Origin of the sequence: Sulfurovum sp. AR (assembly GCF_000296775.1) — a bacterium.
Taxonomy (GTDB): domain Bacteria; phylum Campylobacterota; class Campylobacteria; order Campylobacterales; family Sulfurovaceae; genus Sulfurovum; species Sulfurovum xiamenensis.
In genome coordinates this window covers 140,987-156,951 of sequence record NZ_AJLE01000001.1, presented here as the reverse complement: position 1 = coordinate 156,951, position 15,965 = coordinate 140,987, and the positions used below count along the sequence as shown (strand labels likewise).

12 protein-coding genes are annotated in these 15,965 nt (G+C 41.0%); 3 read left to right on the top strand and 9 right to left on the bottom strand.

The features are described 5' to 3' along the window. The first annotated feature begins 9 nt into the window (after window positions 1–9). Complete coding sequence (locus SULAR_RS00750) at window positions 10–312, top strand: hypothetical protein (RefSeq protein ID WP_008241925.1); 303 nt, start codon at window positions 10–12, stop codon at window positions 310–312. Here the strand turns inward: SULAR_RS00750 and SULAR_RS00745 are convergent. The 7 genes from SULAR_RS00745 to gltB all read right to left on the bottom strand — a co-directional run bounded on the left by SULAR_RS00745 (window position 307) and on the right by gltB (window position 8,661). Further along, window positions 307–528: a hypothetical protein gene (locus tag SULAR_RS00745; protein WP_008241924.1), complete on the bottom strand. Its 222-nt coding sequence runs from the start codon at window positions 526–528 to the stop codon at window positions 307–309. The genes SULAR_RS00750 and SULAR_RS00745 overlap by 6 nt on opposite strands. A 51-nt stretch (window positions 529–579) precedes the next feature. Beyond that, a complete protein-coding gene (locus tag SULAR_RS00740) occupies window positions 580–1,185 on the bottom strand; it encodes a hypothetical protein (RefSeq protein ID WP_008241923.1) in 606 nt (201 codons plus the stop codon). A 2-nt stretch (window positions 1,186–1,187) separates the two neighbouring features. Beyond that, entirely contained in the window at window positions 1,188–2,009 is an 822-nt protein-coding gene (locus SULAR_RS00735; protein WP_008241922.1) for a hypothetical protein, read from the bottom strand. 69 nt (window positions 2,010–2,078) lie between these two features. Then, window positions 2,079–2,648, bottom strand: coding sequence for a thiamine phosphate synthase (locus SULAR_RS00730; RefSeq protein ID WP_008241921.1), 570 nt, complete (start codon window positions 2,646–2,648; stop codon window positions 2,079–2,081). An 8-nt stretch (window positions 2,649–2,656) separates the two neighbouring features. Beyond that, window positions 2,657–3,496 carry an acetyl-CoA carboxylase, carboxyltransferase subunit beta gene (gene accD, locus SULAR_RS00725; protein WP_008241920.1) on the bottom strand — a complete coding sequence of 280 codons (840 nt, stop codon included), beginning with the start codon at window positions 3,494–3,496 and terminating at the stop codon, window positions 2,657–2,659. Between the two features lie 16 nt (window positions 3,497–3,512). Then, complete coding sequence (locus tag SULAR_RS00720) at window positions 3,513–4,238, bottom strand: inositol monophosphatase family protein (protein ID WP_008241919.1); 726 nt, start codon at window positions 4,236–4,238, stop codon at window positions 3,513–3,515. Window positions 4,239–4,245: 7 nt separating this feature from the next. Beyond that, window positions 4,246–8,661 (bottom strand): glutamate synthase large subunit, encoded by a 4,416-nt coding sequence (gene gltB, locus SULAR_RS00715; protein WP_008241918.1) that lies wholly within the window; start codon window positions 8,659–8,661, stop codon window positions 4,246–4,248. Between the two features lie 160 nt (window positions 8,662–8,821). Here gltB and recO point away from each other — a divergent pair, with 160 nt between their 5' ends. Next, a complete protein-coding gene (recO, locus tag SULAR_RS00710; RefSeq protein ID WP_369791776.1) occupies window positions 8,822–9,454 on the top strand; it encodes a recombination protein RecO in 633 nt (210 codons plus the stop codon). Window positions 9,455–9,459: 5 nt separating this feature from the next. Here the strand turns inward: recO and SULAR_RS00705 are convergent, their stop codons facing one another. Continuing rightward, window positions 9,460–10,776 carry an NAD(P)/FAD-dependent oxidoreductase gene (locus SULAR_RS00705; protein ID WP_008241915.1) on the bottom strand — a complete coding sequence of 439 codons (1,317 nt, stop codon included), beginning with the start codon at window positions 10,774–10,776 and terminating at the stop codon, window positions 9,460–9,462. A gap of 154 nt (window positions 10,777–10,930) precedes the next feature. On the opposite strand from SULAR_RS00705, the gene SULAR_RS10795 reads away from it, so the two are divergent. After that, window positions 10,931–12,811, top strand: a complete 1,881-nt coding sequence (locus tag SULAR_RS10795) for a mechanosensitive ion channel family protein (protein ID WP_008241913.1) — start codon at window positions 10,931–10,933, stop codon at window positions 12,809–12,811. Here SULAR_RS10795 and SULAR_RS00695 read toward each other — a convergent pair. Beyond that, window positions 12,808–15,903: an efflux RND transporter permease subunit gene (locus SULAR_RS00695; RefSeq protein ID WP_008241911.1), complete on the bottom strand. Its 3,096-nt coding sequence runs from the start codon at window positions 15,901–15,903 to the stop codon at window positions 12,808–12,810. The two genes, SULAR_RS10795 and SULAR_RS00695, sit on opposite strands and share 4 nt — an antisense overlap. Between the last annotated feature and the right edge of the window lie 62 nt (window positions 15,904–15,965).

Sequence of the window (15,965 nt, the reverse complement as noted above, 5' to 3'; positions counted from 1 at the left end):
TAGCAGATCATGAGCCCTACAAATAAAGAGCTACAACTACGTAAGAACTGTCAGCTATATGTCTATCTACTGGTATCACAAGGTAAAGAGGTCCCAGAAGAGGTCCAAGAGTGTGCAGATTCGTATGATTTTGACTTTCTTGTCGACTGTGTTCCACAATTGTCTAATGAGATCGAAAACTTGGATAGTGACACTTTCGATAAGATAATGAACAACAAAGAGTCAGAAAAAGCACGTGAACTTGCATACTGGTGGGAGATGCACCAAATGGCTAACAACCTTGGGGAGAAGATCGTCAAAACCTACTTATAGGGTTTGGCCGGATGCTAACTTACGTCTCCATGCGGTATATGCTGAATAGGATGGATTTTCCTCAACCATCATGTCGTATGCATGTTTATAGCTGCAGTTATTCTTTTCCTTATAGGCATTAAGTACTTCTACCACCATCTCTTTATCTTCTTTTTTATACGTGCCTCTCAATGACTTCACTAGATTGATCGGCTCCATATGCATACTCATATCCATACTTATCCTTTTTTGTAGTAGTCTACATCAATATTCATTAATCATCCCCTTTTATCCTTCAGAAGCCATCCGTTCAAAGAAACCTAAAACCTCTTTGATGACCTCGGTTTCATCGTCTGACTTCGGACAAAAATCAAAATGCACTTTGATACCATGTTGTTGACAGGCATCTACAAAATATGCCGTTTCCTCTTCCAAAGTGTTCTCATCTTCACACAGGTAAAACACAGGAAAAGGATCGGTGGCATTTAAAAAATTGGTAAGATCATGTTCCCTAGTAGATGTGTCGTTATCACTTGTTTGTGGTAATCTTATACGGGGTGCATCTGCATAGACTGCATTGGCCCTGCACAAAATACCCTGCAAAATAGCATCATAGCCACCCATACCGCTCCCATAGAAATAAATATGATCTTCACACTCATACTCTTCGGCGATTTTTTCTATCAACTCTTGTAAAAGATCTTTATTTTGAGATCCAAAATGATCCAAAGGTGTGAGTACATTCCACATCTTGTGTTCAAAGTGTGTTGCTTTCTCATCTAAGATAACGATCAGGGGCACAAAATTAGAGATTAAAGCTGCAGGGGTGAAACGATAAAAGAGTTTTTCATTGTTGTCATCTTCAATAGTTAAAATCGCTTCATTAGACATCATTGTTAGTTGACTTTTGTATTCTCTTCCAGTTTGATATTCTCAGGGTTGATAAGACTTTCAATGTCTGCATTGGTCAGTGCTTTTTGCATGAGGGCACCTTTGTCAAGATCAAGCGACTTAAACGTGTGATCTTCCAAAAGTTCAACAAATTCAAAGATCTCTTTGGTGATGGCAAACTCACCTTCGGTGACTCTCAGCTTCTTAAAATGTTCCAGAATGGTCTGTGTTGTTTGATTTTCACTTTGTTCTATATCCTGATTACCGAATGCAATCACATAGACACCCGCCTGGACAGCAGATTCTACAAAATTCTTGATTCTTCTCAACTCAAGTTCTTCTGTGGGGAAGTTTTCCAAATTGATCAGTACCAGATGATAAACCTGTTTCAGTTTTGATTTTTGATTATGTTCGCTTATCGTAGGCCTGTTGCAGCACAACAGCTCTTTATGACGGGAGATGACCATCTCTTCAAGCTCCTCAAAAAGCGCTGACATCAGCTTAGGATCATATGCTGTTCTATAGAGTTGAACATACTGTAAAGGAGAAAGATTGTAAAACTTCTTTCTACCAAAATCAAAAAGATCTACTTTCAAACTCTCATGTGGCATGGTTGAGAGAAGTTCCAGACAAAGACTCTCCAGCAACCTATCAGCCTTTGCTTCAGAGACACTGTCATACAATAGACAGAATCCACCGTCACTGCTGAGCGTATATAAAGGGAGGCTCTCATTGTCTTTGTATAGATCTCCTATATGAAATCCCCATGGAAATGCATAATTCTCATCTTTATCTGTCATACTCTTACTCTCACTTATTTTTTTCATTATATTACTGCCTGGATCAGGAGGCGCTCTTCTTTACTCTAACATATCAATCTGAAATATTCTCAGAGACTACTTTATACCGTCGTAAAGTCCACTTCCTATCACTTTATAGACAATCGGTGCTTCAAACACATCATCCATACGAACACCTCCTATGATACCCACAGGATGTTTAGATAATTTCGCTGCCTCAAGGAGTGTTGTCCCTCCGACATGGGCTTCACTTTTCGTGTCAGTCGCTCTGTAGGCTCCTAAACCTATATAATCAAGGTCCAAAGCATTTGCCGAAAGTATCTCTTCTTTATCATGGGTTGAAAGTCCGAGGATCTTCTTTCCTATCTTTTGACGTACCAGGTCAACTGCTTCTTTCAGATCATGACTGTACTCTCTAAGGTCTTCCTGGCCAAGATGCAATCCGTCCGCATGGGCAATAAGCTCAATCGTATCATTGATGATGACTATACCATGATAATATGCCCGGATAATCTCAAGATCTTCTTTTTTCTCTTCAATAGCAGCCAATTTATTGCGGTATTGGAGAATAGGTATATTGGGAAAAGTAGAGATATGCTGAAGAAGTACTTCTAAAGAGACACCCTTTTGCTTCAGTGTCTCCTTGTCTACAAGTGCATAGATCATACGCTGTTTTAACTTGCCTTCTTGTTAAAAAGTTTAAAGAGATCAGAAAGCGTTTGATGCATATCAGGACGATCTACGATCATATCGATGAGTCCATGCTCCAGTAGGAATTCTGAACGCTGGAAACCTTCAGGAAGATCCACTCCAACAGTCTGTTTGATCACCCTTTGACCTGCAAATCCTATAAGTGCACCCGGTTCCGCCATGATAATATCACCCAGCATGGCAAATGAAGCAGATACACCACCCATCGTAGGGTCTGTCAAAATAGAGATAAAAGGCAAACCTTTTTGGTGCAGTCTGTTGAGTGCTGCAGATGTTTTGCTCATTTGAAGCAGTGAGTAGGTACTCTCTTGCATACGTGCACCACCAGAAGCAGAAACGATGATAAATCCACACTCTTTTTCTATCGCTCTGTTGATACCGCGAACGATCTTTTCACCTTCAACTGAACCCAAACTACCCCCCATGAATGAGAAGTCAAATACTACGATCTCAACGGGTTGACCACCGATCGTACAAGAACCGCTCATGACAGAAGAAGTTTTCCCTGTTTGGGCTTTGGCTTCTTCTATACGCTTTTTATAACTTTTTTTATCTGAAAACTTCAATGGGTCTATAGGTGCCAAAGTAGCATCACACTCTACAAAAGATCCCTCATCTACAATGGAGGCTATACGCTTTTCAGCAGATATTCTGAAATGATGGTTACATTTAGGACATACATTTTGCTTGGCTTCTACCTCTTTATAATACATCAAAGAGGTACATTTTGGACATTTAATCCACTGATTAGGTGTCTCTTGTGTTGATCCTGTTGTGGCTTTTTTAAAAATATTTCCAAACATTCTTACTCCTGCATGCCTATAATTTATTGATTAACGACTCTATTTGCATTGCTATGCTTTTTTCTTTCGATACTATAACATAATCCGCCTCAACAATTACTTCTAAGCCCTCACAAAGTGCTAAACCTGCGGCAAAATCGTAAATTCGAAACTCACCCATAAAAAGTACATAATTCACAGTATGGGCATATGCCAATGAGAGTGCTATAGCGCCAGGGGACCTGAACTTCAGCTTTTCCTTATCCAATGCTGCAACCAATTCAGGATTTGCATAGGCTTTTTCGAAAAGTCCTATCTCAGCCTTCTCACTGCTATGAGGGTCATGAAATGTATTTGAAAAAAGTTTGCCTTGTTGAACTTTACACGTAGAAGACTTGAAAAAGATATCTTTATTGGCAAGATTACAGACAACTGCAGCATCTAAAATACCTTCAGCGTTCACTTTTGCAACAGAGGTACCGTAAAAAGGAAAAAGGGAAAGGGCATTGGCTGAACCGTCTATAGGATCAATGATGATCTGTTCCTCACCCTCACCTATAATGCCACTCTCTTCAGACTCTATCTTTCCAAAAGCACTTAAGTGCTTTACAAATATCTCTTCGGCAAAAAGGTCAAGTTTAGAACTGATATCACCACCCGCACCCACTTCGGTCTTTTCAAACCACGAGGTATCAAAGCCATCTTTTAAGGTAGAACTGATCTCTTCGTTCGCTTTGATACAGGCTTGAATGAAAGGGGTCATAAAGCTTTTATTCGCCTTTTGCACCCGTAACGATCGTAGGTTTTATACCACGTGGCGCTACCATCCAGAACTTGCGTATTTCACTTCTGAAGTTATTCAAGATATAGGCTGCTCTCTTAGATCCTGTTTTTGCGACATAGTCTTTCAGAAGTGCTTTAAGTTCAAACATCTCTGTATCCCACTCATCCGTATCGATACGTAGTGGTTCAACAAGCTCAGGGTTTACTTTCTCATAGAATTTACCTTCCATGTCATAGACAAATGCCTTACCACCCGTCATACCTGCACCAAAGTTCACACCGGTCTCACCAAGGATCACGGCAACCCCACCGGTCATATATTCACATGGATGGTCTCCCGTACCTTCAACCACCGTTGTTGCTCCGGAGTTACGGACACAGAAACGCTCACCTACTTTACCGTGAATGTAGAGTTTTCCGCCTGTTGCACCATACAGACAGGTGTTCCCACCAAGCGCAAACTCATGACCCGCATTATCAGAAGAGATCACGATCTGACCACCGCTCATACCTTTACCGATATAGTCATTCCCTGCACCATGTACATTGATGTTAATACCTTGTGCCAGGAATGCACCAAGTGATTGTCCTGTTGTACCTTTCACATTCAATGTGATCGTACCATCCGGTAGACCTGCATTTCCGTGAAGTGCAGCAATTTCTCCTGAAATACGTGTCGCAAAACTTCTATTGAGGTTTGAGATCTCTTTGTTCAGTACGATCTTTTGTCTTGGATCCTTGATCGTTTCTATCAACTCTTCAAGTATCTCTTTTTCATACTCATTTTGATCATATGGTTCGTTGAACGGTACCTGGCAAGTGTTATCACCCTCGATATCATAAAGCAGTTCTTCAAAATTGAACTTCTTGGCAAACTCATCATCTATCACTTTAAACAATTCGTTCTTACCGATGATCTCTTCGAGTGATCTATATCCAAGTTCAGCAAGGATCTCTCTTACTTCCGTTGCTACCAAGGTAAAGTAATTGACGACTTTTTCCACATTTCCTGTGAATCTTTTTCTCAAGTGTTCATCTTGTGTTGCAACACCCACACCACAGGTATTCAAGTGACATACACGAAGCATAATACAACCTACAAGTACAAGTGCACCTGTACCAAATGCATACTCCTCTGCACCCATAATAGCCGCTTTAACGATATCCAGACCTGTTTTAAGTCCACCATCGGTCTCAACGGTTACCTGACCTCTTAAATGGTTTGCTTTCAATGCATTATGTGCTTCGATAAGACCTAGTTCCCAAGAGTTACCTGCAAATCTTATAGAACCGATCGGTGCAGCACCTGTACCACCATCTGCTCCTGAAATAATGATCTTATCTGCATAAGATTTAGCAACACCTGCTGCGATCGTACCTACACCCGCAGTCGATACAAGTTTCACTGCAACCCTTGCATGCGGGTTCACCTGCTTCAAGTCAAAGATAAGCTGTGCCAAATCCTCAATAGAGTAAATATCATGGTGTGGCGGTGGTGAGATCAGTGTCACTCCCGGCTTCGTAAATCTAAGTTCCGCGATCAACGGAGATACTTTACTTCCTGGAAGCTGTCCACCTTCACCAGGTTTTGCCCCTTGTGCTACTTTGATCTGAAGTTCTGTCGCAGATCTCAAATACTCCGGTGTGACACCGAAACGTCCTGATGCAACCTGCTTGATACTCGAGTTCTTCTCTGTACCGTAACGTAATGGAGACTCTCCACCTTCACCAGAGTTTGACTTCGCGCCAATTCTGTTCATCGCTACTGCAAGTGTCTCATGCGCTTCCTGGGAGATAGACCCCATAGACATCGCCGCTGTAGAGAAACGTTTAAAGATCTCACTAAGCGGCTCGACTTCATCGATACTGATTGGTTCTCTATCACTTTTGAGTTCATAGAAGTCACGTATGAACTTTTTGTCACGGCCATTGACAAGCTTCTTTACCTCTTCATAATCTTCAGCTTTTCCGCTCTCTGAAGCTTTTTGCATAGCAGAGATGGTCGGACGTGAGAAGTCATGGAACTCTTCACCTTTTTTATACTTGTAGAAACCACCCTTGTAAAGTGCATTTCTTTTACCATCAAATGCATCCGTAAAGGCACGTTCATGGTTTGAATTCAGACGTGCATCGATATCTTCATATCCAAGTCCCGGGAGTAATCCTTTGGCACCAGAGAAACAATCATCAACGATCTCTGTACTTAAACCGATCACATCAAAGAGTCTCGAGTTTCTGTATGATGCAAGTGTAGAGATACCCATCTTGGACATGATCTTCATCAATCCCGCACCCATTGATCTTCTAAATTGCTTTAAAAGTGGTTTGATTGCTTCATTCCCCTCTTCCAACTCTTCCACTGTATGGTAGAGTAAGTAAGGGAAGATAGCTGCAGCACCAAAGCTAAGAAGACATGCTGCAGAGTGTGGATCAAATACTTCACCTGTCACTGCCACTATGCTGGTCAAATGTCTGATTTTCGCTTTGAGAAGCTCTTGGTTCAAGCGTCCCACAACCATCAGCATAGGAATCACTTTATTCTCTGCATTGAGATTTCTGTCATCTAAGATAATGGTTCTAACGTCATTTCTTCTTACATCTTCGATGATACGCTCAGTCAGTGCATAAAGACTCTCTTTGAGATCACCCTTATAGGTTGTATCATATTTCTCACATTTATAGCTTGGATCATACTTCTCATTCCCTTTTGTACCAAACTCTTGAAGCAAACAGAACTTCTCTGCAGACATGAGTGGAAGTACCGTTTTCAGACGCTTTGCATGTTCCGGACTATCACTTAAAACATTGTGGCTCTCTCCAAAACCTGTGTTAAGGCTCATCACTGTTTTCTCACGGATCGGGTCGATCGGTGGATTGGTGACCTGAGCGAACTTCTGTTTGAAAAAGTCAGTAAAGTTACGTTGCTCTGTTGAGAATGCCGCAAGCGGTGTATCATCACCCATAGCACCTGTTGTCTCTTTCCCCTCGTTGATCATAGGTCTGATCACTTCTCTGATCACCTCAGATGTAAAATTAAAATAACGCTGTTTAGCATTCATATCTCCATAGTTCACTTCAGAAGTACTTACATCAGTTTCAGGTACATGTTCCTGTAAATAAGAGAGGTTTGCGGTCAACCACTTATCATAGGCATTACCTGCTTTGAGATAATCATTGATATCACTGTTTTTAAGCACCTTCCCGTGCTTAAGATCAATCCCCATCATCTCACCGGATTGAAGTCTACCACGCTCAACGATCTCTTCATCAGGCAACTTAAGTACACCATACTCAGAAGAGATAAGTAGCCTGTTGTCTTTTGTTCTAATGTATTTTGAAGGTCTCAATCCGTTTCTGTCAAGTACACAACCGATGTAACGACCATCTGTCATACTCACAGCAGCTGGACCATCCCACGGTTCAAATGTTGCACTCGCATACTCATAGAATGCTCTGAGTTCAGTATCCATCTGTGGATTATTATGCCAAGGTGCCGGTATAAGTGAACGTGCTGCTTTAAAGAAATCGACACCATTCACACGTAGGAACTCCATAAAGTTATCTAAACTCGCTGAATCTGACATATCGTCTTGAATCACATTTCTGAGTCTATCCATCTCTTCATCTGTATAGATGACAGATTTTGCTGCTGCCATTTTCGCTTTCACGTTAAATCTGTTCGCAGTTACAGAGTTGATCTCACCATTATGGGCGATCATTCTGAACGGCTGTGCAAGTTTCCATTGAGGAAGGGTATTGGTAGAGAAACGTTGATGGAAAAGACAGAAAGAGATCTCAAAATCTTCATCGGCAAGGTCTTTGTAAAACTCTTTGATATGGGTAGGCATGACAAGCCCTTTATAAGAGATCACAGAGGTTGAGAATGAAGGGATATAGAATGTTTTATCGTCTATCAGTGCTGCTTCGATCTCTTTACGGGAAAGATACACTAGTGCCTCAAAACGGTTGATCGCTACAGGTGAATTCGGTGCAACAAATACTTGCTTCATGGTTGGAAGTGAAGCAAGTGCCTGCTTACCGAGTGCATTTGTATCAACCGGTACCGTACGTGTGTAAATGATCTTCAGGTCATTGTTATCACAGATCTTATGGATCACATCAAAATCAGTTGGATTGTTTGAGAATACCATTGCAACTGCATAATTCTCTGGAAGGTGTACACCATTGGCTGTTGCTTCTTTTGCAAAGAATGATTTTGGCATAGAGAGAAGCAGACCTGCACCATCTCCTGTTTTACCATCCGCAGCTACCGCTCCTCTGTGCATCATACGTGAAAGAGATGTAATCGCATCTTCCAAATTTTTGTGTGAAGGTGTGTTATCGATAGAGGCTAAGAGCCCAAACCCACAGTTGTCCTTAAAAGAAGTAAATAAATCTTGCATATACCAACCTTAAAAATGATCTAATCGGAACATCATATAGCGCTCCTCGTAATTGGAGGGATTATAGCTAAAAGGTTGTTAAGCTTAGTTTACCAACTCTACCCTCAAGAGGGCGATATTTGGATATTTTAACTTGCTTTTGCCTATAATTTAGGCAAAAATTAAAGGAATTACCATCAAAGGTTTTATACTTTCTGTCAGAAAAGCTAAAAATGAAGACACGATAGCACTGGTACTGAGTCCCACAGAAGTAAGAACCTATTACCGTTTTTTTGGCGCACGACACTCCATTTTACAACTAGGTAACCTGATAGATTTTGAAGTAGAAGGTGAAGGAGGCAGCTTTCTTCCCAGACTGCGTTCACTCTCTCATATGGGATTTCCTTGGCTCTTTGACAAAAACAGACTTCTGCTCTGGCACAACTTTATCAAACGCTTTGAACCGCATCTCAAAGATACAGAAGAGATAGACTCTTTTTACTTTGATCTGCTTCTCTCTGCAGCCCAAAAATGGGATAAACAAAACCCTAAACGCATTGTCTGTGAGTCGTATATCACGCTACTCGAATATGAAGGCAGATTGCATCATGATGAGCACTGCTACATCTGCGAAAACCGTATAGAAGAGGAGATAGCGCTCATGCAGTCGTTCATCCCTGCACACCCTGCATGCCTTTATACTGCTGCACTTCCTACCAAAAAAGTACTAGACTTTTTTAAAACCAAAAAGACGGTATTTTTAGAAGACCATGAAGTGGATTATCTCTTTGAAATTGTGATGAAAGGCTTGTAATACCTTTATAGTCGGGAATAAACCCTCTCCAGCGCTTCAGAAAAAGTGGGATGTGCCATAATGGTCTGTTGGGCCATGGAAACCGTCATTTCACCTGCAAGTGCCATAGCCACAGATGAGATGAGCTCTTCGGCATTAGGGGCAAAGAGCTCTGCACCCAGTATAAGCCCTGACATATCTGCATAGACGATCAATACGCCGTTCCCAGCCTGATGGAATGCAGCAGGTTTAAATTGGCTCAGCATGATGCTACTCTCTTTAAACTCCATACCGTCTTCTTCCAGTCTCTGTCTGTTTTGTCCCACGGTTGCATAGCTCATAGGCAAGGTGTGTATAAACCTTACCACATGATCAAGGTTCAATTTGCCAGGTTGTTTGCCCATGATCTGCTTTGTCACGTTCAAAGCCTGTACTCTCGCCGCATGGGCCAGTTGCAGTTTCCCATTACAGTCACCGATCGCAAAATGTTTTTCCAGTGTTGTCTGAAAAAAATCATCTGTCTCTATGCCCCTCTTTACAGTAATCTGATCTGTTGCTACCACATCCGTATTTGGCTGACGTCCAGTCGCAACAAGCATCTGTTCATACATGCTTGATGCACCATTCTCAAAGGTGATATGCACCCCTTTCTCTGTAGGTTCAGCTTTGGAGATAGCATGCTCTTTCAAATAGATGATCCCCTGTCTCTCAAGCTCTTTGGTCATGGCATTCTGTATCGATGAGTGTGTATGAGGCAAAAGTCTGTCATGACGTGAAATGAGTGTTACTTCTACACCTGCAGAGGCAAAAAAACTTGCCATCTCCAGACCGATGGCACCATCCCCGTAGATGGCTATAGTTTGAGGCAGTTTCTGCAGATAAAGCAGCTCATTGCTGGTGATGATCGCCTTTTTGTCATACACTATGCCTTCTGGTATGAAAGGGGTAGATCCTGTCCCTATCACAATGTACTCCCCCTCATAGATCTTCCCTTCTACCTCCACTTTGTGCGGTGCAATGAGCTTTCCTTTACCTTCGATCAGTTCCACATCTTTACATTGTGCCCTTATCGATTTGGATGCACTGGCAAGGAGTTCAGTTTTTTGAGCTGTCAAAGTCGGCATATCCAGTACGAGTTCACCTCTAAACACGCTCTCGTTGCTTTGCCGTACCGTATTGGCATGATGCAAAAACATTTTGGAAGGGATACATCCTTCATGCAGACAAGTCCCGCCCAAGTGTCCTCGTGAAGTTTCAACCAGCGCTACTTTAAGCCCCTGTTTCGAAGCCACAATGGCTCCTGCATAGTTCAAACCGCCACCGATATAGATAATGTCATACATGTAATTTCCTCAAGATGATATTTTTATATGATTATACTCTTAAACTATTATAAAGAGTAATTCTTAACCCCTTACAGATCCTATAAAAAGAGCTGATACTTGTATGAACTTTACTTTCACAGATATGTTATAATCTGAAAAAAGTGACAATTTCATGAAATCCTTCTTACTCCTGTTCTCTTTCTCTCTCTTTTTGTGCTCTGCTGAAATAGACACAAAACTCTATGACGGCAACAATACCATAAACTATTATAAAGAGATTTCAAAACGTATTGAGACGGCACAAACATCAGATCAGAACCAGACAAAAGAAGATACGGAACGTATTGCAACAGAGCGTATGATCTTAGGCAAACTGTCAAATATGCTCTCCTTTACTTTAAAGGTGGATCCTATGCCGGATTCACTTTTACCTGATGATAAAAATATAAGCACAGAAAACTATCAGTCCTATTTGAATGCACTTACAGATACCTATGCAAAGATCGATACGTTGAAAAAAGAACAGTCTGCGATGCAATCCAAACGGCATTATTTGAAAAAAAGTATCAATGACATTACCGTCGAAGATAAAAAAAACCTGTTGCTTTACCAATTGCAATACGCCTTTTATAAACTCAAAGGGGACAATCAGGAACAAACGATACAAGCCTATGAGACTTTAATAACCAAAGGCGAAGCACGCTTCAAACAAAAACTGAATCAAGTCACCTTTGATATTCCCGCACTCGAAAAAAAACTTACACACATCAATACAAAGTTTGCTCCCGTAGAACAAGAAGCCGTCGCACTGAAACTGGCGAAAGAGCGTGAACTGATCGTCCGTGAAACGATTTCAGAGTCTTTAAGTAAAAAATTTCTATCCAACGATATGGATATGATGAGTCTCCTCACCACAAAGATTGATCTAACACTCATGCTTTCTCTGGCCTATCTACAAAAAAATGAGACGCAAAAAGCCCTCGACCTTTTCAATGCCGATACAGAAACGTTGCAGGGACTCACGCCGGATCTCATAGATTACTATACTTACAAGCGTACGATCCTCAAAACAGTATTCAAAGAGGTGGCAGGGAATGTCGCACTGGCACTCTCAAGTGTAGAACAGAGTGCTGAAAGTATCTATGATTTCACCTATAGCAAGCTGACTGAAGCCCTGTTTGTATTCAATGAAAAGGGTATTTCCATTCTTGATATCCTCAAAGTCATTTTGATCATTATTCTTGGATTTATGATTGCTTCATTTTACAAACGAAAGATCATTAATCTTGCTACTCAACGAGAAAAAATCTCACTCTCTTCAGCTAAAGCCATCTCCAATGCCGGCTACTATATTCTTGTATTTATCACTTTACTTGTTGCACTTAAAAGTATCGGATTGGATCTTTCCAATCTTGGACTAGTTGCTGGAGCACTCTCTATAGGTATCGGTTTTGGTCTCCAAACACTTGTTTCCAATTTTGCGGCAGGAATCATCTTAATGTTTGAGCGTACTATCCGTTTGGGAGATTATATAGAGATCTCAGATACTATCCGGGGTACGGTCAGTGATATGAGAATGCGTTCAACCACTGTCACCACCAATGACAACATCGATGTCGTTATTCCAAACTCCTCTTTTATCCAGAACAATGTGATCAACTGGACATTGGAAAATGATATCAGACGTATACATATCCCTTTCTCTGTTGCGTATGGAACAAGCAATGATAAAGTGGAAAAGGTCATTCTGGAAGAGCTGAGAAACAGTTCTATCAATTATGTGAAGAAAAATGCCAAATATCCTACGCTTATCTGGATGACCGCTATGGGGTCAAGTTCGGTAGATTATGAACTCATCGTCTGGGTCAGAGGGCAATCCACCCTCAAACCTGCAGGAACAAAATCAGATTTTCTAAAATTCATTTATGCGACGCTCAACAAACACCATATTGAGATACCTTTCCCTCAATTGGATCTACATGTCAAACGAAATGAATCCCCAAAAGAGCACAATGAAGAAAAAAAAGAAGAGACGGAGCCAAAAATGCTCTAACTCTCTCTTCCTGGTTGGATCTTATTGACCACCGCATACAGTGACGGCAGGTAAACGAGGTTCAAGACTGTACCCCAAATAAGACCAAATCCTATCGAAATGGCAATAGGCTGAAGGATCACTGCCTGTCCCGTTGCATAAAAAATCAGGGTAAAAAGCCCAAGGAAGGTTGTGATCGAAGTGATCAAAATAGGACGGAGTCTTAACTTCGCCCTTTCATAGAATGTCTCTGCATTATGCGTGCCATGCAGAAAATCAAGCATGATGATACCATCATTGATCACAACCCCGGCGAGTCCCAACATCCCTATGACCGAAGGCATGGAAAGGTTGATTCCAATCAGCATATGCCCCACTAATGCACCCAATAAACTGAATGGTATGACGGACATGACCATCAATGCATAACGAATTTTCGGAAAAATAAACAGAAGTGTGATCAAAATCAAAAAGACTGCAATGATCAGAGAGCGTATCATATCATTTTTAAATTGCTGGTTTTTTTCCTGTTCTCCCAAAAGACTGACGTCAACTCCCTCATCCTGTATCGTATCTAGTAAAGGCTTGATCTTCTTAAGTACAGCCACAGCTGTGGTCTTTTTCTTGTCGATATTGGCAAAGACCGACTTGACTGTATTTCCATCCCTTTTTTCAATCTTTTCATAGGCTCTTATCTTTTCGATATCCACAACATCGGTCAACTTGACCACACTTCCAGAAGGTGTAGGGATCATAAAATTCATTAACGTCTTTTCAGAATCTTTAACGATGGATTTGGTTCTGATCTCCATCACACCATTCTCACTAAAGGTCATCGCTTTACGGCTGTCAAGGAAATAGCCCGAAAGGGTCTGTGCTATTTCTACCTCACTCATACCCAGCTGTTCACCATAGGCATTGATACGTAACTTGTACTCCATCTTTCCAAGCTGTGCATTGTTACCTACATCTTTCACATACGGAATAACCGAAAGATTGTCTTCAATTCTCTGCATTGCATCTGCTATCTGCTCACCATCTTTTCCTGAAAGGTTGATTTGTATATCATTTTTGATCAAACCCGGTTTGTCTTCACGTACGCCAAGCTCTTCAAGCTGATACTTTGTCATCATAGGTGCGATCTCTTCTCTCAACTGCTGTGCAAGGTCATAGGTATGTTTCTTTCTGACCTTCTCAGGATCATTGAACATAAAACTAAAATTCAAAATAGGATTGATATAGGCATCGATAAAACTCTGCGGTTCCATATCATAGAGTTCCATGGTGATGTAGAGCATATTGTCTCCATTTTCATCCGCACCAGCAAGTGATTTTCGGTATCCAACAACGGTAGATGTAGATTTAAGTGCATAGGTCTCTTTTTGTGAGATCACATACTGTTCTATCTCCTTGGCTATCTTATCTGTCTCTTCAATGGTCGTATCCATATTGCTTTTACCTGTGATGTAGAGATAATTACCGTCAAAACTAGGGAAAAACTGAAAATTGAGCATCTTGATCGTAAGTACCGTTAAAATAGGTATCACTATGACAAAAGTAAATAAAAAGATATATTTAAAACGGATCACAAGATGCAGCAGGGCTTCATACTTCTCCTGCAGTGGTTCCCAATTGATAACATTCTTCTGCTTTTTGAGAACCTCATCTGCATGTAGAGGCAGAAAGAAAAAACTTTCAAGAAGAGAACCCAAAAGGATCATGATTACAGTAATAGGAATGAGTATAATAAAATTTTTAATCTCTCCGGTGAGCATGAACAGAGGAAGAAACGCAGCGATAGTTGTCAATGTTGCCAAGGTGACAGGCAAAACCATCTCTTTTAACCCTTGATAGACAGCCTCTTTTCTCTCCATACCCTCATTAATATGACGTTGGATGTTCTCTGAAACAACGATCGCATCATCCACCACGATACCGATCACGATCAATCCTCCAAGCAGGGAAACAATATTGATCGAATAGCCCGTAAAATAAAGGAACATGATCCCTATGGCAAAAGAGATAGGAATACCCATCGCTACAATAGATGCAATACGCACATTGATCAGCAAGGCCATGGAGAGGAATACCAAAACCAGTCCAAACATCAGGTTTGAGATAACCGTATTGAGCCTGTCCTTAACAGGCTTAGAGCTGTCCTGATAAAAATCGAAATAAACATCAGGAAACTCTTTGGAGAGTTTTTCTTTAGCATATGTTTGCAGATCTCTGGAGATATGCATAGAGTTTCCTTCAGGCCCTTTTGAGATCACCAATGTGATGTTATTCCGTCCATTAAATGTCGAAAGTGTCGTATCTTGAGGATAGGTGATATCGACTTTGGCAACATCACCAAGCCTTACTTGCTGTTCACCGATCTTAATGAGCACTGATTCCCACGCTTCTTTATTTTCTTTACCGTTTACCGTAGAGAGGAAAATATAATTCCCACTTTGTTTGATATCTCCTATAGGATAGATATAAGAGGTTTTAGAGATGGCAGTGATAACAGCAGCAGGATCCAACCCGTACGCTCTTACGGCCTCTTCATTGATCTGTACAGAGACTTCCTGATCTGCATCACCATAGATCTGGACTTCACTGACATAAGGATTTCTGGCAATTTTAGCTTTGACGTCTTTGGCCGTTTCTATCAATTGGCCTTTGGTCATATGTTCAGAAGAGAGAGAAAGTCTGATCAGAGGTCGATTGTGCATCAGTAACTCTGCCGTTGGTTCCGTCATATCTGAAGGAAGATATTGTCTGCTGCGTGCTATTGCATCCTTGGCTTTATTGAGAGCATCTGTTTTGTCTGCTCCCTCATTAAGGTCAATGACGATGGAAAACGTACCTGATTTGATCACTGTCTCTATCTTCTCAATACCCTGTATATTGCCCAGTTCATCTTCGATGTCACGCACTGCCATTTTATCAAGATTATCGGCACTCGCACCGGCATACGAACCCCTGATCGCAATCTTATCTAAGGCAATTTCAGGGAAAAGTTCTTTAGGAATATTGTAATAGGAGTTTATACCCAAAAAAAGGATAAAAACAAGTAACACATAATTCAGACTTTTATTCTCTATAAAGTAGTTGATGATCCTCATCATGATATATCCTTGTTGAACGTCTTAAATGATGTGTTTGTGATGTAAATCATAGTCATATAAAT